21 protein-coding genes are annotated in these 23,629 nt (G+C 41.1%); 13 read left to right on the top strand and 8 right to left on the bottom strand.

What is annotated here, in order from left to right:
- Window positions 1–303 (top strand): hypothetical protein (locus A7968_RS04385; RefSeq protein ID WP_208855828.1); only part of this gene is annotated, 303 nt, incomplete at its 5' end.
- Between the two features lie 191 nt (window positions 304–494).
- Here the strand turns inward: A7968_RS04385 and A7968_RS04380 are convergent.
- The gene (locus A7968_RS04380) at window positions 495–1,463 is read right to left on the bottom strand and encodes a dihydrodipicolinate synthase family protein (RefSeq protein WP_064665331.1); all 969 of its coding nucleotides are present in this window, start codon (window positions 1,461–1,463) and stop codon (window positions 495–497) included.
- A 337-nt stretch (window positions 1,464–1,800) separates the two neighbouring features.
- Window positions 1,801–2,652, bottom strand: coding sequence for a GNAT family N-acetyltransferase (locus tag A7968_RS04375; RefSeq protein ID WP_064665330.1), 852 nt, complete (start codon window positions 2,650–2,652; stop codon window positions 1,801–1,803).
- A gap of 293 nt (window positions 2,653–2,945) precedes the next feature.
- Between A7968_RS04375 and A7968_RS04370 the strand changes: the two genes are divergently transcribed.
- The 5 genes from A7968_RS04370 (at window position 2,946) to A7968_RS04350 (ending at window position 9,643) form a co-directional block, all read left to right on the top strand.
- Complete coding sequence (locus A7968_RS04370) at window positions 2,946–5,939, top strand: TonB-dependent receptor (RefSeq protein ID WP_064665329.1); 2,994 nt, start codon at window positions 2,946–2,948, stop codon at window positions 5,937–5,939.
- 218 nt (window positions 5,940–6,157) lie between these two features.
- Window positions 6,158–7,207, top strand: a complete 1,050-nt coding sequence (locus A7968_RS04365) for a proline racemase family protein (RefSeq protein WP_064665328.1) — start codon at window positions 6,158–6,160, stop codon at window positions 7,205–7,207.
- Window positions 7,204–8,289, top strand: coding sequence for a M24 family metallopeptidase (locus tag A7968_RS04360; RefSeq protein WP_064665327.1), 1,086 nt, complete (start codon window positions 7,204–7,206; stop codon window positions 8,287–8,289). The genes A7968_RS04365 and A7968_RS04360 overlap by 4 nt, the downstream gene beginning before the upstream one ends.
- A gap of 2 nt (window positions 8,290–8,291) precedes the next feature.
- Window positions 8,292–9,230: a bifunctional Delta(1)-pyrroline-2-carboxylate/Delta(1)-piperideine-2-carboxylate reductase gene (lhpI, locus tag A7968_RS04355; protein ID WP_064665326.1), complete on the top strand. Its 939-nt coding sequence runs from the start codon at window positions 8,292–8,294 to the stop codon at window positions 9,228–9,230.
- 20 nt (window positions 9,231–9,250) lie between these two features.
- Entirely contained in the window at window positions 9,251–9,643 is a 393-nt protein-coding gene (locus A7968_RS04350) for a hypothetical protein (RefSeq protein ID WP_225736436.1), read from the top strand.
- Window positions 9,644–9,742: 99 nt separating this feature from the next.
- On the opposite strand, the gene A7968_RS04345 is transcribed toward A7968_RS04350, so the two are convergent.
- Window positions 9,743–10,039 carry an isochorismatase family protein gene (locus A7968_RS04345; protein WP_244270402.1) on the bottom strand — a complete coding sequence of 99 codons (297 nt, stop codon included), beginning with the start codon at window positions 10,037–10,039 and terminating at the stop codon, window positions 9,743–9,745.
- Window positions 10,040–10,089: 50 nt separating this feature from the next.
- Here A7968_RS04345 and A7968_RS04340 point away from each other — a divergent pair, with 50 nt between their 5' ends.
- The gene (locus A7968_RS04340) at window positions 10,090–10,782 is read left to right on the top strand and encodes a LysR substrate-binding domain-containing protein (RefSeq protein WP_064665324.1); all 693 of its coding nucleotides are present in this window, start codon (window positions 10,090–10,092) and stop codon (window positions 10,780–10,782) included.
- Between the two features lie 5 nt (window positions 10,783–10,787).
- Here A7968_RS04340 and A7968_RS04335 read toward each other — a convergent pair whose 3' ends face one another.
- Genes A7968_RS04335 through A7968_RS04325 form a run of 3 tightly spaced genes read right to left on the bottom strand, consistent with a single transcriptional unit; the run spans window position 10,788 to window position 12,510 of the window.
- Entirely contained in the window at window positions 10,788–11,402 is a 615-nt protein-coding gene (locus tag A7968_RS04335) for a flavin reductase family protein (RefSeq protein ID WP_064665323.1), read from the bottom strand.
- An 8-nt stretch (window positions 11,403–11,410) separates the two neighbouring features.
- On the bottom strand, window positions 11,411–12,145 hold the full coding sequence (locus A7968_RS04330) for an SDR family NAD(P)-dependent oxidoreductase (RefSeq protein ID WP_064665322.1): 735 nt from the start codon (window positions 12,143–12,145) through the stop codon (window positions 11,411–11,413).
- A complete protein-coding gene (locus A7968_RS04325) occupies window positions 12,145–12,510 on the bottom strand; it encodes a thiol-disulfide oxidoreductase DCC family protein (protein WP_064665321.1) in 366 nt (121 codons plus the stop codon). Before A7968_RS04325 ends, A7968_RS04330 begins: the two co-directional genes overlap by 1 nt.
- A gap of 220 nt (window positions 12,511–12,730) precedes the next feature.
- Here A7968_RS04325 and ppc point away from each other — a divergent pair, with 220 nt between their 5' ends.
- Window positions 12,731–15,376 (top strand): phosphoenolpyruvate carboxylase, encoded by a 2,646-nt coding sequence (ppc, locus tag A7968_RS04320; protein WP_064665320.1) that lies wholly within the window; start codon window positions 12,731–12,733, stop codon window positions 15,374–15,376.
- Between the two features lie 14 nt (window positions 15,377–15,390).
- Here the strand turns inward: ppc and A7968_RS04315 are convergent, their stop codons facing one another.
- Window positions 15,391–17,442 (bottom strand): tetratricopeptide repeat-containing sensor histidine kinase, encoded by a 2,052-nt coding sequence (locus tag A7968_RS04315; protein WP_064665319.1) that lies wholly within the window; start codon window positions 17,440–17,442, stop codon window positions 15,391–15,393.
- A 274-nt stretch (window positions 17,443–17,716) separates the two neighbouring features.
- Here A7968_RS04315 and A7968_RS04310 point away from each other — a divergent pair, with 274 nt between their 5' ends.
- Both A7968_RS04310 and cdd read left to right on the top strand, forming a co-directional pair.
- Window positions 17,717–18,043: a hypothetical protein gene (locus A7968_RS04310; protein ID WP_225736435.1), complete on the top strand. Its 327-nt coding sequence runs from the start codon at window positions 17,717–17,719 to the stop codon at window positions 18,041–18,043.
- A 49-nt stretch (window positions 18,044–18,092) separates the two neighbouring features.
- Window positions 18,093–19,013 carry a cytidine deaminase gene (gene cdd, locus A7968_RS04305; RefSeq protein WP_084448013.1) on the top strand — a complete coding sequence of 307 codons (921 nt, stop codon included), beginning with the start codon at window positions 18,093–18,095 and terminating at the stop codon, window positions 19,011–19,013.
- Here cdd and udp read toward each other — a convergent pair.
- Window positions 18,999–19,757: a uridine phosphorylase gene (udp, locus tag A7968_RS04300; RefSeq protein ID WP_064665317.1), complete on the bottom strand. Its 759-nt coding sequence runs from the start codon at window positions 19,755–19,757 to the stop codon at window positions 18,999–19,001. The genes cdd and udp overlap by 15 nt on opposite strands.
- A 424-nt stretch (window positions 19,758–20,181) precedes the next feature.
- Here udp and A7968_RS04295 point away from each other — a divergent pair, with 424 nt between their 5' ends.
- The 3 genes from A7968_RS04295 to paeA all read left to right on the top strand — a co-directional run bounded on the left by A7968_RS04295 (window position 20,182) and on the right by paeA (window position 23,597).
- Window positions 20,182–21,294 carry an arginase family protein gene (locus tag A7968_RS04295; protein ID WP_064665316.1) on the top strand — a complete coding sequence of 371 codons (1,113 nt, stop codon included), beginning with the start codon at window positions 20,182–20,184 and terminating at the stop codon, window positions 21,292–21,294.
- A 120-nt stretch (window positions 21,295–21,414) separates the two neighbouring features.
- Window positions 21,415–22,116 carry a substrate-binding periplasmic protein gene (locus tag A7968_RS04290; RefSeq protein WP_064665315.1) on the top strand — a complete coding sequence of 234 codons (702 nt, stop codon included), beginning with the start codon at window positions 21,415–21,417 and terminating at the stop codon, window positions 22,114–22,116.
- Between the two features lie 194 nt (window positions 22,117–22,310).
- The gene (gene paeA / locus A7968_RS04285) at window positions 22,311–23,597 is read left to right on the top strand and encodes a polyamine export protein PaeA (protein WP_064665314.1); all 1,287 of its coding nucleotides are present in this window, start codon (window positions 22,311–22,313) and stop codon (window positions 23,595–23,597) included.
- Window positions 23,598–23,629: the final 32 nt, after the last annotated feature.

The following is a 23,629-nucleotide window of genomic DNA, read 5'->3' as shown; positions in this document are numbered from 1 at the left end:
GAATCATTTAAAATCCTTGTCGAGGTCAGAAATGCGATAGTGCACAATAAGCCCGAGGTCATGGTTACTGACGGTGCTGCATCTAAGCCAAATATTGATTTAAAGTCTTACCCTAAGTTTATTCGACAGCTAAAATCCAAACGAATTATCTCTGAAGTTGATGGGACGACTAGTTGGATTGATTTATTGCAATCCGAAGAAGTGGCAGCTTGGTCAGTCAAAACTATGAATGACATGATTCAGTTATTTATGTCGGCTCTAGACGATGGTGAGTATAAAGAGTGTTTTGCTCGATACTACTGATGAAAATTCAGCTAACACAAATGAGCCTTAACTCTGCCAATAGGCACTAGTATTTTTTTACCGTTTTTATAAATTGACGGTCAATCCTAAATCAATAAACAAATTCGTTTACTTCCTTTATTGCAACAGTAAATAGTAGATACAAAAAAACTCCGTAACAACGGAGTTCGCGATTTGAATACTTTAAAAGATCAGTCTAGTAAATCGAGGATCTCAAGTCGTTCTTTTGCTAGGGTATACCTTGTATGAACATCATCAATTTGCTGTTGGGTTAACTTCTTGCCAAAGGTGCGAAGCCCACCAGTTACATCATTATGATGAATGCCAAAAGCAAACTTTAGGTACTCTAAAAGTAACGGTTGTGCATCAAGGTAGGAGATAGAATTCATCGCCTGAGAAATTTTATTTGCCTCAGCCCACTCTCCATTATTTACATATTCTTGCATAGTAATACTCGCTTTTGGGAATATGCACCCAACACCTGTAATGCCACCACATGCGCCAGCAAGGCCTGCATGAATAGTCACAGTGTCAACACCGGCCAATACTTTTAAGTTTTTGTTCTCTAACATCATTGTTTCAATAACTGACACGTCGATAGTCGATATTTTAAGCGCGGTGACTTCAGGCAGGGCAGCAAGTCTTGTAAGTAGATCAGTTGAGAGCGCATGATAGCCGGCTGCGTCAGGGTTGTTATAGGGCATTATTGTTATGCCCGCTGCTTTTGCAGCCGCTGCAGAAAGTGCGTAATACGCATACATTTGTTCATCACAAGGCGCTTCCTTCGTTTTTGGTGGCATTACCATAACGGTATCTACGCCAACAGTCGCAAGCTCTGTAACTATTTTGGCAAGTTCTTCTTTTGTTTGTGCCGCAGCGCCACTGATCAATGGAACATTGTACTCTTTCGCAACGCTAGAGAGGGCTTTTAGTAAAGAAAGGCGCTGCTCCGCGCTTAGATAGTTATTTTCACCGAGTGTACCTGAGCCGACTAGTCCACCCATTCTAGTTCCATGTTTACCTTGCACTTTTAAAATATCTGCAGCGTATTTTTGTGTTGCTTCAAGGTCAATTTCAACAGTGCCGGATTCAGTTTCTTTTAGCCATGTAAATACAGCTGGCATAACAGTGTATCGCCAATCTTTACTATTAGTTTCCATTATAATTCCTCTTGTGAATATATTGTATACATTATACATTGAGAGTGTATCAGTTAAATTATCTTTGGCAAAGCCGTGATAAAAATAAATCTGACACCTAGTTTAGAGTTTGGTAAGAATTAACAGAGCAGCAGTGTTCCAGAAAGCTTGCGTATAAAAGCACTTAGAAAGTTAAAACATGCAGAGCAAGCATGAGCCATGCTAAAGTGACTTAACTCGCATTTAATATTTAAGGCCGATTTCACTGTTGTGAAAATATGAATATAAAGGTTAATAATGAATGCTTGGCGAGGCAAAAGCTGCGCGGTAAACTTGCAGCTATAAATAGGCGCTAGGCTTAGCCTATTTCAAAAGAGGTTACCCCAAACACCTTATTTAAAGGGATATCAGGTTGTTGCTGTGTATACATTCTTGCTGTTTCAAATGCGGGTGTCATATTATGGCGCTGCACTAAAGCGAGGGCAGCTTGATTAAGGTTTGGCACATCAAGGTAAATTGTTTCCCCCGTGGCTGTTGATGTTTTTAATGCTAGAAAAAGCGACTCTGCCAATTGAGGTGTGTTCGCGTATAGAGGGCCAATTTTAAAACCTTCGCGACATGCCCTGATCACACCATAACCTGCTAATTTACCCTTGTCTAAAATTCCCAAAGCTTGAGAATTGGGCTGGCTTATCCAGTTTCGCAAAAAATCAGCTCTAACTGCTGGGAAAAAGGGTTTTTCGTAATCGCTTATTGCTGAGAATGGCAAGCTTTCAAGCTCTATAATATCGTCATTGTTTGGCAATTGACCGCCACCGGCCCCTGCAAATCTAATATTACTGTAGGCCAGTTTAAATCCTGATTTTTTATAATTATCTTGCTGTTCAAGTACGCCATCAAGGGCAATGTTACAGTTTTTCAGATAGTTAAGGCCCGCTTGCCAAATTTTCATGCCATAACCTTTGCCCCGATATTCAGGTTTAACGATGTAAAAGCCTAAAAAAGCAAAATCGTTATCATATTTAACAACGGAAATGGTTGCGATAGCTTCATCGCCAAGGTAGCCAATTAAAAAGCCATGGGGATCTGCCTGATAATAATTATGGGCGTCATTAAGGCCTGGGTTCCAGCCCTCTAGCGCGGCCCATTCAACGGCAATATTCACTTCTTCTTTAGACATAACTTTGATGGTTAAGCGCTGCTCTTGCATGTGAGTCCTTTTAATTTTTGCTAATTCTGCACTTTTTGTTGAGCGTATAAGCATAGAACGAAGCGTGTAAATTGCACAGTTATTTTCACACAAGCGTTTAATAATAGGCTTATTTTTAATTTTTCCATGGTGATGTTTTTACCACAGCTTGCGATTAACAGCATGGAATTTTAGGACGATCCTAAAAAATAAATGTATATTTAATATTGTATACAATATGCAATTGGTGTATATTTTTTTCGTCAGAGGTTAGACAGACAACAAAAAATTAACAGGATCAAAGGAACATTTTCATGTTTACATATAATAAAAAGCAAACTCGGGGAGCGGGTGTAAAAACCCTATTAGCAACGGCGGTTACTGCTGCATTAATGATGGCGCCTGCTGCGCAAGCCGTTGATGGCAGTAGTATTGTAAAAGGTCATATTGTGGCGCAATCTGGCAATGATTTGATTGGTGCAAAAATTACCCTTAAACACAAAACGAAAGGTCTTGTGTATACCATTACAAGTAATGCTGAAGGCGATTATTTACTGCGTAATGTGCCAGTGGGTACTTATGACGTAACTATTGTGAAAGATGGTTATCAAACAATGGTTGAAGAAGATGTGGCTGTGACCATTGGTCAATCCATTATTCTTGATGTACAACTTTTTCAAGCCGGAACAGATATGGAGCGTATCGCTGTAACTGGTGCAGCTATACGTCGTGTTGATATGGCCTCTTCTACGTCTGGGCTAACTTTTAGCGATGCTGAACTTAAAGCAATGCCAGTAAACACAGGCTTTGAAAGCATTGCTTTATTAGCGCCGGGTACAGCAGCCCCAGGTGGCTCAAGCTTTAATGGCGTGTCAAGTTTTGGTGGTTCATCTGCGGCTGAAAATGGCTACTATTTTAATGGCTTAAACGTAACGAGTATTCGTACAGGCTTAGGCTCAATTCGTCTTCCTTGGGAAGCGATTTCGCAAACACAAGTTAAAACTGGCGGTGTGAGTCCTGAGTTTGGTGGCGCGTTAGGTGGTATTGTCAACGCAGTTTCAAAATCAGGTGATAATGATTTTAAATTTGGTGCTGAGGTGCGTTGGGATCCAGACAGCCTTCGCAGTCAGCATGACTCAATATTTCAAGACAGCGGTACTATAAGTACTAATACACAACAAAGCAGTTACGACTTTAAAGAGCTACAACTGTGGGCAAGCGGTGCAATTATTGAAGATACCCTTTTCTTTTATGGTTTATTTGCACCGCGACGTGAAGAATCAACGGGCGCAGGGCAAACGACTTTCTCTGATTTTGAGCGTGATGAAGACCGTTGGTTTACCAAGGTAGATTGGTTTATAAACGAAGACCATTCTGTGGGTTTCTCTGCGATGAATAATAAACGTACTTGGACTGATAAAACATTTGCCTACAACTGGCAAGATAACATTGTTGGCGATCAGCAAGGGGTAGATGCGCCAGGCGAAGATGGCGGTAATGTTTATAGTATTAACTACAATGGCTACCTTACAGATACGTTTTCTGTATCAGCGGTGGTTGGTCGTGTAACTGAAAATGTTGAAAATGTTGTTGCTTCACCAAACCCGGGTGTATGGGATGAGAGAAATGGCTTTGTTACCTTAAGCCAACATACAAACTCATCGGTAACAGAAGAAGAATATATCCGTGATCAAGCCCGCATTGACTTCAATTGGGATCTGGATATGCATTCAATTCAGTTTGGTATTGACTACACCAACGTGAAAGTTGATTACTTTGAAGGGCAAAACGGGGTGGGTGATGCACAAGGCTGGTGGACAATAAAAACCGCAGGTGAAAATGATATCTCGGGTGCAGCGCTGGGCAGTGATTTTATTGAGCGACGCGTGCGTAGCCGTGAAGTCGATTCAGATACCACTTCGTTAGCGTTTTATATTAATGACTCATGGCAAGCAACTGATAATTTAGTGCTTAATATGGGCTTGCGTTACAGTCAATTTGAAAACACCGTATCGGATGGCCGCGCTTTTGTTGATATTGATAACCAAATCGCACCGCGGTTACAAGCTATCTATGATGTAAGTGGTGATGGTAGTGCTAAAGTATTCGCAACCTTTGGTCGCTACTTTCAGCCTGTATCGGCCAACATGAATATTACTCAAGGATCGGCATCTATTGAGTGGTTTGAGTATTTCGAATTAGATCAATTAGAAGGCAATGGTTCACCTACTTTATTAGCGGATGGTTCACCTAGCAGAGGTGATATGTTACGTGATAGACGCTGGCGTCAACGTGGTATTACAGAGCCAGGACTTATTGCTTCTGCTTCTTTGAAGCCAATGTACAGTGATGAGTTTACGATAGGCTATCAGCAAGAAGTGTTTGATACTATGTCGGCGGGAGTACGCGCTATCTATCGTGATTTAGGTCGCAGTGTTGAAGACACCGATGTAGGTCCTGTACTTGCTAAAAAGCTAGCCGAGATGGGGATCACCGATAACGTAGGTCAAGGTTCATACTATGTTTTGAATAACCCAGGTGAAGCGATCCAAATGTCGTATGATTTTGATGGCGATGGGCAAGTTGATAACGTTAATTTAAGTGTTGAAGAGCTAGCATTACCTGAAGCACAGCGTAAATATTTGGCGCTTGAATTTACTTTAGATGGCAATGTAACCGATGATTTACGGATCAACACATCATATACATGGTCACACAGTTACGGTAATACAGAGGGCTTAGTTAAAACGGACAACGACCAAGCTGATCCGGGCTGGACAACTTCTTATGACTATGGCGATTTGATGGATCATGGTTATGGTAATTTACCAAACGATCACCGCCATGCGATTAAATTTAGCGGTGCCTACAGTATTACCGATTCATTAACCGTTGGCTTAGTTGCGCGAACAACATCGGGTCGACCAAAAAGTTACTTCTCAGTTCACCCTGAAGGTGTAGATAGCTGTGAGCAAGGTAATCCTTGGGATGCGTGTATTAGTAAAGACTACGACCAGGCATCGCATTATGATGAAAACGGTAACCCAGCTCCTCGTGGTAGTAAAGGCAATTTACCTTGGTTAACTAACGTAGATATGTCGCTTACTTATTACACTGAATTTTTTGGCTCTGATATGACACTCAAAGGCACCGTTTATAACTTATTTGATGGTGATAGCGCGCTATCAATAAATGAGGAACGCGCTCAGTACGGTGATAATGGCTTAGAGCTTAACCCTGATTATGGTTTAGTTACAGGCCGACAAGGAGCTCGGTATGTATCGTTAACCGCGCGTATAGAATTTTAAGTTCCCTGGTAAGTGGCTGTAAGTTGTCGTTTTAGTACATATCACCTAACAAGCGAAAGCTAAAATTGACAAAATGTTTAAGCACATTCTCATAGTGAGTAACACAGCCCTGATGCTGAGTAGGTAACTGCTCGGCATTTTTCTTATTACTAGACTTGAAACGATTGCAGTATAAATATAAAAGATATACTGTATACAAAAATAAAAAAGAGTGACATATGACCCATACTTTATTCTCTCACTGGCAACAGCCAAATAATGATTGGTTATCAATAAATACACTTGATATGCATACAGGTGGTGAGCCCCTTCGGATTATTGTTGATGGTTTTAGCGATGTGCAAGGGCAAACCATGCACCAGAAGCGTGCTGATTGTTTGGCGCGTTTTGATGACTTACGAAAAGCATTGATGTTTGAGCCGCGCGGGCATGCTGATATGTACGGTGCATTAATTACGGCTCCTGAGCGAGAGAGTAGCCACTTTGGCGTACTTTTTCTACATAACGAAGGTTATAGCACTATGTGCGGGCATGCCATTATAGCCTTAGCTACGGCTGCAAAAGACTGTGGTATTGCTAATTTTATTGATGGAATTAATGAGTTACGGATTGATACCCCAGCAGGGCTGATTACAGCGTATGTTGAGCTTAAAAATGCTCAGTTACAGCAAGTATATTTTGATAATGTAGCCAGTTTTGTCGATAAGCTCGACGTGAAAATTAAATTGCCTATGGTTGGGGAGGTTAGCTGTGATATTGCATTTGGTGGCGCCTATTATGCGTTTGTTGATGCTGATACTGTTGATTTAAGCTTAGCACCAGATAATCATGAACAGATCATTAGTCTTGGTAAAACGATTAAACAGCAGGTAACAAAACAATATCAACCAAAGCACCCAACTGATCAGGCACTTGGTTTTTTATACGGGGTTATTTTTTACTCCAATAGCCAGGTATCGCAGAGCAATCATTTTAGCCGACATGTATGTATTTTTGCAGAAGGTGAGCTTGATAGAAGCCCAACCGGTACTGGCGTTAGTGCCCGCGCTGCACTTGCGTTCGCAAAAGGTGAGTTGGCGATAGGGCAAAGTGTTAACATTGAAAGTATTTTGGGTTCAGTATTTAACGTGAACATTTGGCAGTCATGCAATGTTAAAACACATACTGCAATTATTCCTCGTGTTACAGGCACAGCTTTTGTTACAGGCAAACATACATTCTTAATTGATCCAACAGATCCCCTAAAGCAAGGATTTATTTTTCGATGAATAATCATTTTTTAGCACGCCAACAATTAATAAAACAATGTATGACAGAGCAAAATTTAACGGCGTTATTAGTATTAGGCCATGAGAACATTCGCTACATAAGCGGCTTTAGTGGTAATGCTGCTTATGCGATTGTCACGCAACAAAGTTGTGTATTGATCACTGACTATCGTTATTTTGAACGTGCTCAAGCAGAGTGCCAAGGTTTTGAAGTGATAAGCCGTGATCGCGACAACGAAAGTTTGGGCTATTGTATTAATCGTTTTATACCCGCCAATAGTCAACTAGGCTTTGATGCCGTATTTATTAATGTAGCGCTTTGGCAGCAAGTGGCTGATGAATTAACTGATCACACTTTGGTGGCGGTGCAAGGCTTGGTTGAGCGCCTAAGAATGATCAAGAATGAGTGGGAAATTGCACAGATTAAAGCCGCAGCCGCCATTGCTGATGAAGCCTTATCTCAAACTTTACCTTATTTTAAAGAAGGGGTGAGTGAGCGAGATTTAGCACTAGAGCTAGAGTTTAGAATGCAAAAACTAGGTTCAGAAGGCATGGCGTTCGCTACGATTTTAATGTTTGCAGAGCGTACATCGCTACCCCATGGCAGCCCAAGTAATCGCGTACTTAAAGAAGGTGATTTTATTACCCTCGATTTTGGCGCTGTTGTTAACGGCTATCGCTCAGACATGACCCGTAGCTACGTATTAGGCCAAGCATCAACTAAACAAGCGAAAATTTACAATGCTGTAGCGACGGCGCAACAAGCTGCGATTGATTTAATCAAACCTGGCGTTCATTGCATTGACTTACAAAATGCATCACAACGCATACTCGATGGGTCTGGTTTTGGGGATTATGCTGGGCAAGGACTTGGTCACGGGCTAGGGCTTTTCTTACACGAACAGCCGTTTATCAATAGCAATTGCAAGCACATATTAGACGTTGGTAATGTGATTACCATAGAGCCGGGTATTTATATCCCTGATTTTGGTGGTGTGCGTTTAGAAGAGGACATCTTAATTACCAACACGGGCTATGAGATTTTAACACATGCCCCTAAACCTTTTGAGTTGGAGCTATAACAATGCAAGTTATAGAGCAAGCACACATCGATAATGTCCTTAATTTTGAGAGTTTATTAACCGCAATGCAGCAAGGCTTTGCTCGCGATTTTGGTATGCCTAAGCGAAATGTGTATGAGCTTGATAATAGTGATTTAAACCATGATTCGTTTGCGGTATTACCCGCATGGAACGAGCACGTAATTGGTGTTAAAGCATTTACGTATTTTCCTAAAAATAGCCAAGCTGGGTATGAGTCTTTGTATTCTAAAATAATGTTGTTTTCGCGAGAGCATGGCGAGCCGTTAGCTTTAGTTGATGGTACGCGTATTACTTTATGGCGCACAGCAGCAGTGTCTGCACTGGCCAGCCATTATTTATCCCGTGAGAATAGTAAACATTTAGTATTTTTTGGCAGTGGTAACTTAGCCGAGTATATGGTGCGAGCGCATTTGGCTGTCCGAAATTTTAAACGAGTCACTTTAATTGCTCGGAATCAAGAAAAGCTGTTAGCTTTACAAAGTCGCTTACAAGGGGCGTTTACTGAAGTCGAATTTGTAATAGGGCAAAGTAACGAGGCCACAATTTACAGTGCAGATGTGATCAGTTGTGCTACGTGCTGTGCAACCCCATTATTTGATGGCAATTGGTTAAAATCAGGCACCCATGTTGATTTAATTGGTAACCACCATAGTGACGCAAGAGAATGTGATACCGCAACAATTACACGTAGTCGCGTTTACGTTGATAGCAAAGCAAATGTATTAAGCGAAGCCGGTGAGTTACTTATTCCAATAAAGGAAGGAGTATTCAACGAGCAGCAACTATGCGCCGAATTAGCTGAGTTAGCGAAAGCAAACATCTATGCTCGTATTAATGAAATCGATATTACGGTGTTTAAATCTGTGGGTACGGCATTGAGTGATTTAATAGCCGCATATCACGTGTATCAATCTTTATAAGGTTAATAATGATGAGCACCATGCTTTTTATATTAGGTGGTTGTTTTGTTGGTGCAGGCTTATTGCCTATTTTCAGGTGGTTAAAATGTAAAGTAAGTAAGCAGCGTTGGCGAGTATGTGAAATTGATGATATTACCAATGCAGTTAATACACGTATTGGCGCACATGAATTACTGCCACCAGAGTCAATGTTAGTTAGTTTTAGATTTAATAGCCACTTACATAGTGTGTTGATAAGTTATGATAAAACGCTATTTTCTCGATTTAAACAAGGTCTACCTTGTTGTCTATTGGTTGATAAAAATAACCCACAAAAGGTCTATAACAATGCACAGTTGTGGCAAAACTATGCACTGCTCTGGTTGCTCAGCGGTATTAGTTTGTGGATGGGTGGTTGTTTTTTTGATCGATAAATAAGGTGCATCAAACGAGCATGCTAGGTATGTAAATCGATTATATTCTTTTGGTTGTTAATAACAAAACAAGGGGCTTGCCCCTTGCTTAATAGTAGGTTATTTAGCTTGGAAGGTTGAGTAGCTGTTTATTAGGTTACGATAATCAGGAATATGGTTTGAGAATAAAGTACCAAGCCCTTCAACATCGTTACGCCAATCTCTATGTAATTCACAGGCAGCACCAAACCAGCTCATAAGTTGTGCGCCAGCAGCAGACATGCGCTCCCATGCTGCATCACGAGTCATAGCATTAAAGGTGCCTGAAGCATCAGTGATCACGAAGACTTCAAAACCTTCTGCTAAAGCGGATAGAGCGGGGAATGCAACGCATACTTCAGTTACTACTTCAGCAATAATGATTTGTTTTTTCCTGTGGCTTTACTTTTTTAACTCACTGCAAAGCAATGTTGGTTGAAGCAGAAGCCGCGCAACAGGTTATTGAATTTAGTCATGCAGAGCCTTGCGGTACTATAAAATTAACCTGCCCGGTTGCTCTTTTACATGTACATATAGGACACGTCATTGCCGATTTTATGCTTGAATACCCCAAAGTACAGGTCCACCTTGAAGCGACCAATCGACGGGTAGATTTGCTAGCAGAGGGAGTTGATATTGCTATTCGTGTTCGTCCAGAACCCTTTGAAGACAGTGATTTAGTGTTAAAGCGGTTATCAGAGCGAGGCTTATGCTTGGTCGCTAGTACGGCACTGGTTGAGAAAATGGGTTTGCCCGCTACGCCAACTGATCTCGTACAATGGCCAAGTTTAGGGCTGGGTGAGCCGCAGCATCAATATGCATGGACTTTGTCAGGCACTGAAAATGAAAAAATAGCTGTCTCCCATACACCCCGTTATGTAACCACAGATATGGTTGCGCTGCGAAGTGCTGCTTTAAAAGGAGTCGGAGTAGTACAGTTACCCTCTTTAATGGTAAACGAACAATTAAAACAGGGCTCCTTAATCCACCTTTTACCGCAATGGCAGCCTAAGAAGGATATTATTCATTTAGTATACCCTTCAAGAAGAGGACAGTTACCCGCTGTTCGTGCTTTGATTGATTTCATAGCGCAGTACTATCAATCCTTTACTGAAGCTTAGTAAATTTAAGGTGTTTTTTTTGCATAAGGTAAGCGGGCGATTGCCTGCGTTGTGTGGTAGCTATCGAGGCCACTGACGGCTACCGTATCAATTGACGCTAAATCAATAAAGCCATCTTCTTGCACTGCATTATCATCAATATGTAAGTCAATAATTTCACCAATCACAAGCTCGGTGCCATTAATTGCTAGGTGTTGGTGTTCAGCTAATTGAACGGCGTATTTTAAGCGGCTTTGCGCGACAAACGGAGCGTTAAAATCGCCTAAATACTCGGTTGTTAAACCTGTGGCAGCAAATTCAGATTCATCTTTATCGTAACGGGCAGAGGTCTGGTGAGCTTGCTCGACAATCTCGCTATTCACTTGATTAATGGTGTATACGCCGGTCTCTAATATGTTTTCAAAAGTATGACGCGGCACACTATGTGGGCGCATTATCATACCTACCAAAGGCGGGTGCGCGCCTAAATGAAATACCGAGCTGACAATCGCTAAATTCGTGTTACCGAGTTTGTCTTGCGTACCGATAAGGTTAGCGCTTTTAAAACCAGATAATGAATTGATTAAATGTGTCCGAAACCGTTGCTCTAGTTCGTTGATCTGTTGTTTTGTGAAATGCATAAAATTCCTTACCAGTTTATATGTTTGCCTTGCCAATCAAGATAAGCAGGTTGACCTATATCTGTTAGCTGCTCTGGTTGCTGTAACAGGGTATAAAGTTGCTTAGCCACAAAATCAGGGCTGAATAGTTTGCCTGCGGGAACATTTTTTTGAAATGGTTTTGATAACTCAGTATCTGTTGTGCCCGGATGAAATAGTACCAATCTCGTCTGTTTTGCCCTGCGTGCCAGTTCAATCGCTGCGGTTTTAAATAACATATTAAGTGCTGCTTTTGAGGCGCGATAGCTGTACCAGCCGCCTAAGTTATTGTCTGTAATGCTACCTACCCGAGCGCTTAAGGCCGTTATAGTACAAGGTATTTTATGGTTCAGTAACGGTGCGATTGCTTGCAGGCATAAAATGGGAGTCAGTGCATTGGTGTTGAGCAAGGTATTGAAATAATGCTCATCAATATCGTCAAGTTTTTTTTCAGGCATAGATTGCGAAAAATGTAATTGGCCATTAAAAATAATCACCTGAGTTGGAGACACCTCGCGCTCTTTAAGTAAGTTTGTTAACTCATTTAGACTTGCTTTGGAATAGTCACAAACAAACTGCTCAACAGTAATATCGACAGCTGATGTGTCAATAGAGCTGCGACTTACACAAAAAACCACAGCTTGCGGATCGTGTTTGGCAATTTCTTTTAGATACGCGCGGGCAATTGCACTGCTCGCGCCGAACATAATATAAACGTTAGTCATTATTTTATTCCGCAACTTGATTGACAAAAAATGCGTGTGATCTGTCTGCGATATTTAGCAAACAAGCGATAACCTAGATCGGCAATAAAACGTATTCCCGGCAATTGTAACAGCTTTAGCCATGAATGACGGCCAACCGTTTGCCATGCTGCAAATGTGACATCTAATCCGTAAATCATTTCACCGTTATCTTGCTGACCATGTAAAAAAGCCAGTGCATCTTGGCGCTTTATATGATTAAAACGTTGCTCAAAATCATCAGCGTTAATGTCTTCTAAAGCGATTTTATTATGTTTATCAGCCTCTTTTAACAATCGCATTTCTTTGGTGCATAAAGGGCAGTTAGCATCGTAAAAAATGATCATAAGCATGTCTTAATTGATCGGTACATTATTTCTTGTTACGAAATAGAATAAGCTTTGGATCTGTTAAATTAACTGCTGGGATGATATTAATAGTGTCTTACAAATATAAAGGTAAGCAGAATGTCGATTTTTTATCTATCTCACACTCCACACTTAAAAATCGAAGACAGCTTATTATTAGTACCTTTATGGTATAAACATCAACAATGGAGTATCAGGAATGAGTGAACAATATGCCGCCTTGCGTGGGAACGTTAATTTATTAGGGCAGTTATTAGGCCAAACGATTAAAGACGCCCAAGGACCTGCGATTTTAGATAAAGTGGAAGAAATTCGTGCTTTAGCAAAATCCTCACGCACAGGAAACGAGCAAGACCGCCAAGCCTTAATTGATGTTCTGCATGCTTTAACCGATGAAGAGTTGCTACCGGTAGCTCGTGCTTTTAATCACTTCTTAAATTTAGCGAATGTTGCAGAGCAATTTCACACTATCTCACGTTTTAATGATGTTGGTTTTTGCCAATTAAGCCCGCTTACGCAAACTTTAAAAGCGCTGGCTAGTCAGGCTCAAACCGGTAAAGTCAATCCCAATCAAATTGCCGACACGCTCGCAAAGCTGCATATCAATTTGGTGTTAACCGCACACCCTACTGAAGTAACACGTCGTACCATTATCAATAAACATGTAGAGCTAAGTGATTGTTTAGCTGCGCTTGAGCGCACCGATAACCTGCCTTATGAGCGTGAAAATATTTTAAACCGTATTGCGCAGTTGATCAGCCAAGCATGGCACACCGATGACATCCGTCGTTCTCGGCCAACCCCAATCGATGAAGCAAAATGGGGCTTTGCAGTAATCGAAAACAGCCTTTGGCATGCAGTGCCACGCTTTTTACGCGATTTTAGTAAAGAAGTTAAACAGCATTTGGATTTAGAGTTACCTAATGATTACAGTCCTGTTGAGTTTACCTCTTGGATGGGCGGCGATCGCGATGGTAACCCGTTTGTAACTGCACAAGTGACTCAACAAGTACTTGATCATGGTCGTTGGATGGCACTTGACCTATACAGCCGTGATATCGACACTTTGAGCACTGAGCTTTCAATGTCGCAAGCAAGTGACGAATTAGTTGAGCTCGCAGGGCAAGATTTTGAACCGTATCGTGCAGTGCTGAAAGTACTTAAAGCACAAGTAAGCGAAACGGTTGCTCACCTTGGCGCTAAGATTATGAATAAGCGCACAGATGCACAAGATGTGGTGACTGATATTAACCAGTTAAAGCAGCCGCTTGAAGCCTGTTATCGTTCATTGTTAAAAACCAACATGGGCGTAGTTGCCAATGGCTTACTGCTGGATGTGCTTCGTCGCATTAATAGTTTTGGTATCCGCTTAGCTAAATTAGATGTACGCCAAGATTCATCGCGTCACAGCGGTGTGTTTTCTGAGTTAACTCGCTATTTAGGTTTAGGCGATTACGACCAATGGCAAGAAGAAGACAAACAAGCATTTTTACTGGCAGAACTTAATTCTCGTCGTCCGCTTATTCCAAAACATTGGCAACCAAGTGCAGACGTTAAAGAAGTGCTCGATACCTTTGATGTGATTGCTAAGCAAGATGCTTCTACATTTGGTTTGTACATCATTTCAATGGCACGCACAGCGTCTGATGTTCTAGCAGTGCAACTGTTATTAAAAGAAAGCGGCTGTAGCTTTAAACTGCCTGTTGCACCATTATTTGAAACCTTAGATGACTTAAATGCAGGCAGCGATGTTATTACCCAGTTATTGGATAATAATTGGTATCGTGGTCAAGCCGAAGGCGTGCAAAACGTGATGATCGGCTATTCAGATTCAGCCAAAGATGCGGGTATGATGGCCGCGGGTTGGGCGCAATATGAAGCGATGGATAAACTCGTACAGTTAGCCGAAGAACGTGGTATCGAGCTGGTATTATTCCACGGTCGTGGTGGTACGGTTGGCCGTGGTGGCGCACCTGCTGCCCAAGCCCTACGTTCGCAACCACCAGGTTCACTCAAAGGCGGCCTGCGTGTAACAGAGCAAGGGGAAATGATCCGCTTTAAATTTGGTTTACCAAATGTTGCCCTTGAAAGCTTGAATATTTACGCCGGTGCGGTGCTCGAAAGTAATTTGCTACCACCACCAGAGCCAAAAGATGAATGGCGTGATGTAATGGCGCTGATCAGCGAAAAGTCATGTGAGCATTACCGTAATGTGGTGCGTTTTGACGAAGATTTCGTCCCTTACTTTCGAATGGCTACGCCGGAGCAAGAACTTGGTAAGTTACCTTTAGGTTCTCGCCCAGCAAAACGTAATCCACATGGTGGCGTTGAAAGCCTGCGGGCTATACCGTGGATTTTTGCATGGAGCCAAAACCGTTTAATGTTGCCAGCCTGGTTAGGTGCCTTAACGGGATTACAAGCGGCACTTGAAAAGTACGGCGCAGAGACGCTTAATGAAATGAGTCAACAATGGCCGTTCTTCCGTGCTCGTTTAGAAATGCTGGAAATGGTATTTAGTAAGGCGGATAGCTGGTTAAGTGCGCATTATGATGATGCCTTAGTTGAAGAGCAATATAAGCCTCTGGGAGATAAACTTCGCGAAGAGCTTAAGCAAGCGATTGCATTGGTGCAATCGTTAAGCCCGCAACAAAGCTTACTGGCTGATCAACCTTGGATCAAAGAATCTATAGGCCTGCGTAACCCATATACGGATCCACTTAATGTACTTCAGGTTGAGTTACTTAAGCGTTCGCGCGAGGCGGCAGAAGGCAGCTCTGGTGATATCGATAATGCACTTATGATCACTATGACAGGTATAGCCGCGGGGATGCGTAATACCGGCTAAATGTTTGCTCTTTGTTAGGTCTCATCGCGCTGTTTTGCAGCTTGAGGCCCATCAATTGGTAAAGTAATTATAAAGCGTGCGCCGTGCTGACAAGGCTCGGCGCATATATTGCCGAATAGATTATATTTAACGGCATTAAATACTACATTTAACCCTAACCCTAAATGATTCCCGCCCGGGTTGGTTGAATAAAATGGTGTAAAAATATCTTTTAATATAGCGTTGTCTATACCACTGCCATTATCTTGGAAAACTATCATAACCTGTTCATTTTGTTCTTTAATATCAATGTTTATTATTGCATCTTCAGTATCTTTAAAACCGTGTTCGTAGGCATTAATGACTAATGTTTTTAACACATCACCGATAATCGATGGATAGGAAGTAATAGTTAATTCTGCGCCGCTGTACTCAAATCTAATATCTTTAGATAGATAACCCTGTAACGTATCCATCCGTTCAACAATAAAACTGCGCAGCTTAATTTTGCTCATTGGTTTGTCTAATGCAATTGAGACATTCAATGCTTTAAATTCTTCAACCATCTTTGCTAAGCGATTAATATTGCTGATCACCAAATCTTTAGCGGTATTACTTTGTTGAATAAACAGATTAAAGTCACTAGGGGAGAGCTTTTTGTCATTAAATTTTTGTTCAAGTGATTGTAAGTTATCTTGAATAAATGAACTGGCAGTCACAATAGTACCAATAGGTGTATTTAACTGATGAGCCATACCTGAGACAAGTGCTGTCAGCGAGGCCATTTTTTCAACCTCAATTAAATGCGACTGTGTGTTGGTAAGTGTTTCTAGGGTATTTGCCAGTGCCTGCTTTTGATTATATATACTGCGGATGGCGTACATTGAGCCAAACAGTATTATCACTAATGAAACTGCGATTGCGAGTGCGAGTTTTTTAAATGCTTTCGCTTCGGTGGCTTTAATTTGTTGCTCTTTGGTTAAGTTAGCTATTTTTAACTCTTTACTTGCCATATCAACTTCGGCAAGTGCTTTCGCTAAATTTACATTTGATTGGCGCTGCAGCAACGCTTGTCTACTTTGGTTAAATTGTTTATAAGCATGTAAAGCTGCTTTAAAGTCTCCGATGGACTCAGATAATGAGGCTGAAAATTCGCTGACAGTGGCAGTTAAGCTTAAGTTTTTCAGTTGCATTGCTTGTTGTTGAATTTCGTTGGTTAATTGTATTGCTTGCTCAGTCTTGCCCATTTCATGGTAAGTTTTAGCAAGGGATAACTTGGCGTTAATAAGCTCTACATCTGTACCACTGTTAGAAAATAATAAAATGGCTTGTTGTAAATAATTCACCGAACTTTGATAGTTTTCGGTTTCTCGCTCAACTTGACCAAGTAGTTGGTAGTTTAACGCTAAATGATAATCAAATTGATTGCTTTGTTGTAATGTTATGGCACGCTCAAGCAGTTTTTTTGCTGCGGGGTACTGTTTTTTTGCTACCATCACTTTTACTAAGTTGGTCATCGCAAAAGATAAATCTAATGGTTTATTGAGTGGTTTAGTGTATTCATAGTATTGGGTAAATGCGCGCTCAGCCTCATCAAGCTTGCGTAAAGCAAGATACACTCCGCCGATATTGTTTTCAGTTTGATGCACAAGTTCTATTTTTCGCATATTAGCCTGTTCGAGGGCTTGCAAAAAATAATTGAGCGCTTGCTCGTAGAGGGCAAGTTTAGAGTAGATACCGCCGCTAATATTATAATAGCCGTACATTAAAGTGGGATCACTTGAGCGTAAAGTCATAGCCTTATAAGTGACCAAAGTACGCATAGCTTCTTCTAGTTGATCGGTTTCAAGTTGGAACCAGGCTTTATAGTTAAGTACTTTAATTTGTTGCTCAAGAGTCAATTCTTTTGTTTTTAAAATTGTGTCTGTTAATGTGATCGCGGTGGCTGGGTTTTCAGCATAAGCACTACGAATATGTTGCCTTAGTTCTTCATACTCAGAGTCAGTCAGTGGCGCGGCTAAAACAAATGCGCTAACACTGAGCAAAAATGCAAATGTGAAGATGCGAAAAGCGAATAATAGTATCATAGTGAGGAGCTTACTTTGCGAACAGCATACGCCCAGTATAGCGAAAAATCGATATTTTTCACCGCCCCATTAGTATCATTTCAGCAACAAAAGTCATCCTTTAGATTGAATTGTTGTTCTGGTCTGACCTGATTTATTGTTAGAGATTGACTGTTTTTTTATTTTATTTAGAATGTCGGCTGTTTTGCCATCGTGGCAAGTGTGTTAATTACTGAGTAGTAAAATGTCGAATGTGTCTACTTGCATCACATATGATGCTTCCACGTCATTAATTATGATGACGCTAAGAGGGACGGCAAGTGCACAGGATGTGATGAATTTTTATCAAATAGCCCAGCAATATGTGTCTATTTATGGCAGTAATAAACTACTGGTCGATGTGTCTGAGTTGACGCATAAATTTCCGGCCAGTGATTTGCTAACGATAATGCCAGCAGTATCAAATTGGCTAGCGAATTGTTTTATTGCTAGGGTCGTTAGTTTTGATGGTTTTATGCACGATTTGTTTTTACAAAAAGCAAAACGTTTTGATCTCAAAGCTGAAAATTTTGAGTGTTTTACTAGCGCTAAAAATTGGCTTGAAAATCAATCTGGTAATTAGTAGCCGAACATTTTACACTGTGAAGCCATTAAATAAGTAAAATTTGTTTATGACTTTATCAACTTCGTCTTCGCCTATAAATTCTATAACAGGACATGTATTTGATGAACGTGCGCGCAACGCACTGTTCAATCAAGTTAAGTCACAGCAGGGCAAATTGACTGCCACTGATATTGACCAACTGTGTAAGAAATTCTCGCTGACTCAAGAACAGCTGTTAAGAGCGTGCTTACCTGTGGCATCTTTATTCGCCGTAGCGCCTATTTCACAGTTCTCGGTTGGCGCAATTGTTGTAGGCCTAGATAAAGATCAGCACGCGCACTTTTACTTTGGTGCTAACGTTGAGTTTGCTCATCAGCCACTCAGTTTAGTGGTGCATGCCGAGCAATCCGCTATTAATAATGCCTGGCTCAATGGTGCTAAAGCTATTGTTCAAATCGCAATTAGTGATGCGCCATGTGGCTATTGTCGTCAGTTTATGAATGAATTGGCGGATGCAGATACCTTTGACATTCTATTACCTAAGCAACAATTCAAACTGGCAGAATTGTTACCAGCCGCTTTTGGGCCAAAGGATTTAGGTAATCAATATAGTCTATTTAACCCCACTCCTGAGTGTGCACAATTAGTCGCAAGTTCAGACGTATGCTCGTTACTTGTAGATCAGGCACAACACGCCTATGTCCCTTACACTGGCAACTTCAGTGCAGTAAAGATAACCACCTTTGATCATGGTAGTTTTTATGGTCGCTACGCTGAAAACGCTGCGTATAGCCCTAGCCTTGCACCACTACAAAGTGCAATCAGTCAGTTACATTTGGCTGGTTTGAGGATGGATAATGCAAGCATTGAAAGAGTAGAGTTAGTGCAAACCGAGGGAGCAGAAAATCAACTGCAAGTAACTCAAGCTGTGCTGGCAAGTTATGCTAACTTACCAGCTTTAGAAACCTATAGTTTACGATTTAAGTAACAATTTTGCAGCTTCAAGTACCACGGTGACTGATTTTTTCTCAATCTCGCCGTGATCTACATTGGGGATTTCTTGACGAGTACGATTTACTAATACGCCAGCCACGCAGGCTGCTTTTAAGCCAAGCGCAGCACACATAGTAAATAATGTTGCCGATTCCATCTCATAGTTCATCACGCCTAGTTTTTGCCATTCTTCGCAGCTACCTTGGAACGCTTTTGGTACATAACCTGAGTAGGTATCGTAACGCTCTTGCCCTGGGTAGAAAGTATCGCTTGATGCGGTAATACCAATATGAAAATCAATGCCTAAATTATCACAGGCAGTCACCATCGCTTGGGTGCTAAAGAAATCTGACACTGCAGGAAAACTCAGTGGTGCAAAATGCTGACTCGCGCCATCTAAACGCACAGACGCTTGGCTGATTAAAATGTCACCTTCATTAATATGCGGCTGAATTGCCCCCGTTGTACCAATGCGTAAAAATGTTTCAACACCTAACTGTGCTAGTTCTTCCACCGCAATAGAGGTTGAAGGTCCGCCGATACCGGTTGAACATATCACGACAGAGTGGCCGTTGAGTTGGCCTAAATAAACGTGAAACTCACGGGTTTGAGCAAGACATGTTGAGTTTTCAAGAAACGTAGAAATACGTGCAGCACGGTCTGGATCACCCGGTACAATAGCCAATGTTGCACCTTGTAAGTCGTTGCGAGTGAGTCCTAAGTGAAATACCTTTTCCATAGCGAAGCCTTATTACTTTTGAATTTAACGTGATTATCACATTAATTTTGAAAGAGTCGTTGTCAATTTAGCATAATTACCACAATGCTAAATGCTGTACAGGACGGATGTCCGTTTTAAGGTTTATTCATTGCTTTTGAATAATCAAGCAGGTAGAAAACCGATGCAATAGCCAAGCTGGTTGACTTGTCTGTGCAGACACTATATCTATCTTACTAAGCATATAATTTGAATTTATACGCTGTTAAAAAATAAACGTTAAATGCATGTTTTATATAAATATAAATTGTTTTTTAACGAGGTAGACTCGATCGTTTATGAACATATTTCTGATCCTGTCATGGCAAATGAAGCTTTTATTAAATTTATTTTTAGCAGCTTTCTTTTTGCATAATTACGCAAAAGAACACAGTAAGGAATCGTTATGAGCACACAATGGCAGACATTTAAAAGTAAAGTAGAACACTGTTTATGCCCACCAGGTGATGGTGTTTTTACGGTCAATACCGCAAAAGAACGTAAAGCAGCACTGCGTATAAAACTGTACGGACAAGAAGATAATGTTGATACTTTATGGCGCGAGTCATTAGAAGAGTTAACTGATAGCCCGCATAAAGCGGTGACTTTAGGGATCAGCTCTGATTGCGGCGGCGGTATTTTACGTGGCGCAAACTGGGGGCCATTATTTTTACGCTCAACGCTGATTGATCAACAACCTCAGGCTAAGTCATTTGATTTAGGTGATGTGCGGGTTATTCCACATCTGTTACATGATAAATACCTCAATGACACCACAATCAGCAATTGTCAAAAAGCGTTATACGACAACCCAAACAGTGAGTATTACGTAAGTCCACTATCAATTACTGAAGATGTGTGCGATAGCTTTTATGCAACGTTTACTGATAAAGGTATTTTTGGTATTGGTGGCGATCACTCAATTAGTTACCCGCTAACCAAAGCGTATTTAAAAGCCAAGCGTGCGCAAGGTAAACGCACTGCGATTATTCATTTTGATGCGCACACCGATTTATTGGTCGAGCGTTTAGGCATCGATTTATGTTTTGGCTCGTGGTGTACGCATATTTTAGAGTTCTTACCTGCACCGCATCATTTGATTCAATTTGGTATACGTTCAAGTGGCAAGCCAAAACAGCATTGGGAATCAACCTTTGGTGTGAAGCAGCATTGGGCTCATGAGATCATTGAACGTGGCGCGCCGGCAGTTGCAGCCGAGGTCATCGCGCAGCTTAAAGCTGATAATGTTGATGAGCTTTACGTGAGCTTTGATATTGATGCGTTAGATGAGGAGTTCGCATCAGCAACGGGCACCCCTGAAGGCAATGGTTTAACACCGCAGCATGCATTAGATATCTTAGTCGCATTAGCGGATGAGTTTCCGATCACCGGCGCTGACATGATGGAGATCGCGCCATTTACCGACAGCTCTTTGGTTGGTCAATCAAGCTCGGAAACAACGTTACGTGAAGGCGCAAAAATCTCCGCATTTTTAATTAATGCCATGAATCGCGGTTGATAGAGTAATCATCGCGGCATATATTTGTGCTGCGATTTGTTCTCATTTTGAAAATAATTCACTATATTTAAGCAGATACAAGCATAAAGTTTGTACTTTATATACTTCTGTGAGGAATAAGTGAGAAGATTTTGGATTTTACTGCTAGCACTAGTCAGCCTGCAAAGCGTTGCTAAACTCAATATTGTTACGGAGCATTTTCCGCCAGCTCAATATCTCGATGAGAATAATCAAATTGTCGGCGTTATTGCTGACAAGGTAAATGCGGTATTGGCTAACTCAGCACTTGATTACACAATGTCTGTTGAAAGTTGGAGTACGGCATTCAATATGGCATTACGGGATACGCATACATGTATATATTCAGTGACCCGCTCCAAAGCCCGTGAGAGCGAGTTTATCTGGATAGCTAAATTGGCAGAACTGAACACTTATTTATACGCACTGCATTCAAAAAAAATCACTATTACTTCCTTAGAGCAGGCGAAGCAATACCGTATCGCCGTATTAAAAGATAATTACAGTCATCAGTATTTACTATCACAGGGCTTTGAAGAAGGTAAAAACCTGATGTTAATGAATAGCTTTGACAATATATTTGAAATAGTTCGAAACCGAAAAAACACTATAGATCTGGTGGTGTTACCAGAGCAAAGAGCCCAGTTTGAACATACCAGAGTCAAGAACGGTGACAAACTACCTGAGGAACTGACCCCTGCATTAAGACTTAACACTGAGCAGCCTGAACTGTATTTTGCCTGCAATAAAGGACTGGATAAACCCACTGAGGCTGCCCTGCTCAATGCTTTTAACCACTATTAGTAAGTTGGCTAACTTTCACTTAGTTTCGCGCGTTAAACCAGCTAAGGCTGACCGGAAAGTTGATCATAAATAAGTTCTAACTTGTTGATGCTATGATGATTTTAATATTTGTTAAATTTCAATTGCCCAACCTTTAAAAGGGGCTATAATCCAGCAGCTTTTGCTTATAAAAGCGCATTTTTTTGGAGCTATAAATGGGTGACTTAATCGGGATTGGTTTGTTGATCTTGATCAGTGCGTTGTTTGCTATGTCGGAAATCGCCATTGCTGCATCACGTAAAATTAAACTAAGAGTAATGGCTGATGAAGGTAATGCAAAAGCCGCTGCGGTACTAAAGCTGCAAGAGCAACCAGGCGCTTTTTTTGCCATGATCCAAATTGCCTTAAATGCGATTGCTATTTTAGGTGGTATCGTTGGTGAGCAGGCACTTTCACCGTATGTAGAAAGTGTGTTAGTCATGGTTTATCAAGGCCCGTTGTTAGCGCAAATTAGCTTTCTAATTTCATTTTTTACCATTACCTCATTATTTATCTTGTTTGCTGATTTAATGCCAAAGCGGTTAGCGATGATCATGCCAGAAGCCGTGGCTGTAAGACTGGTTACCTTGATGCGTTGGGTGACTTTTGCTTTAACCCCATTAGTGGTGTTTTTTAATGGCTTAACTAACGTCATTTTAAGAATATTTAAAGTACCCGCCGAGCGTGAGGATATCGTCACCACGGAAGATATCGTCGCGATGATGGACGCCGGTGCTGAGTATGGTAGCTTACAACAACAAGAGTATGACTTAATTGGTAACGTATTTGACTTGGAAGCGCGCTTTTTATCTAGTGTTATGTCGCCACGGGATCAAATAGTTTATTTCGATATCAATGAAGCTAGTGATGACATTGCCAGAAAAATTATTGAACATCCTCATAATCATTTTTTAGTATGTAATGGTAATTTAGATAAACTAATTGGCTCGGTCGAATCGAAAGATATTTTGCGTCAAGTGCTCAAAGGCGATGCGGCAAATATTAATGATGAAATGCTCGAAAAAGACACCTTTTATCTACCAGAAACACTCAGTTTGTCTGAGGCATTAAATGCCTTTAAATCTGCGGCTAAACCATTTGCAGTGGTGGTAAATGAATATGCATTAGTGGTCGGTATTGTTACTGTAAAAGACTTAATGAAAGGCTTTATGGGTGATTTGATCACTCATACGGGTGATGAGCTGATCATCGAGCGAGACGCTAACTCCTGGCTGGTGGATGGCTTAACACCGATTATAGAATTAGCAAAAGTACTTGAAATCGATGAGTTTCCAGATCAAATGCACTATGAAACTGTTGCTGGTTATTTAATCTTCTCAATGAAGCGCATTCCGAAACGAGCTGAGTACATTCAATATGCAGGCTTTAAGTTTGAAGTGGTTGATGTAGAAGGTATTAGAGTTGAGCAGTTGTTGGTGTCAAAGGTTCCTTCAGGGCTATAAGCTGAAACAGCATCGGGGCGAAAGTTCGCCCC

The organism is Pseudoalteromonas prydzensis (assembly GCF_001661495.1).
Taxonomy (GTDB): Bacteria; Pseudomonadota; Gammaproteobacteria; order Enterobacterales; family Alteromonadaceae; genus Pseudoalteromonas; species Pseudoalteromonas prydzensis.
Note: the sequence above shows the minus strand (reverse complement) of the source record. Positions and strands in the feature narration are given on the sequence as shown.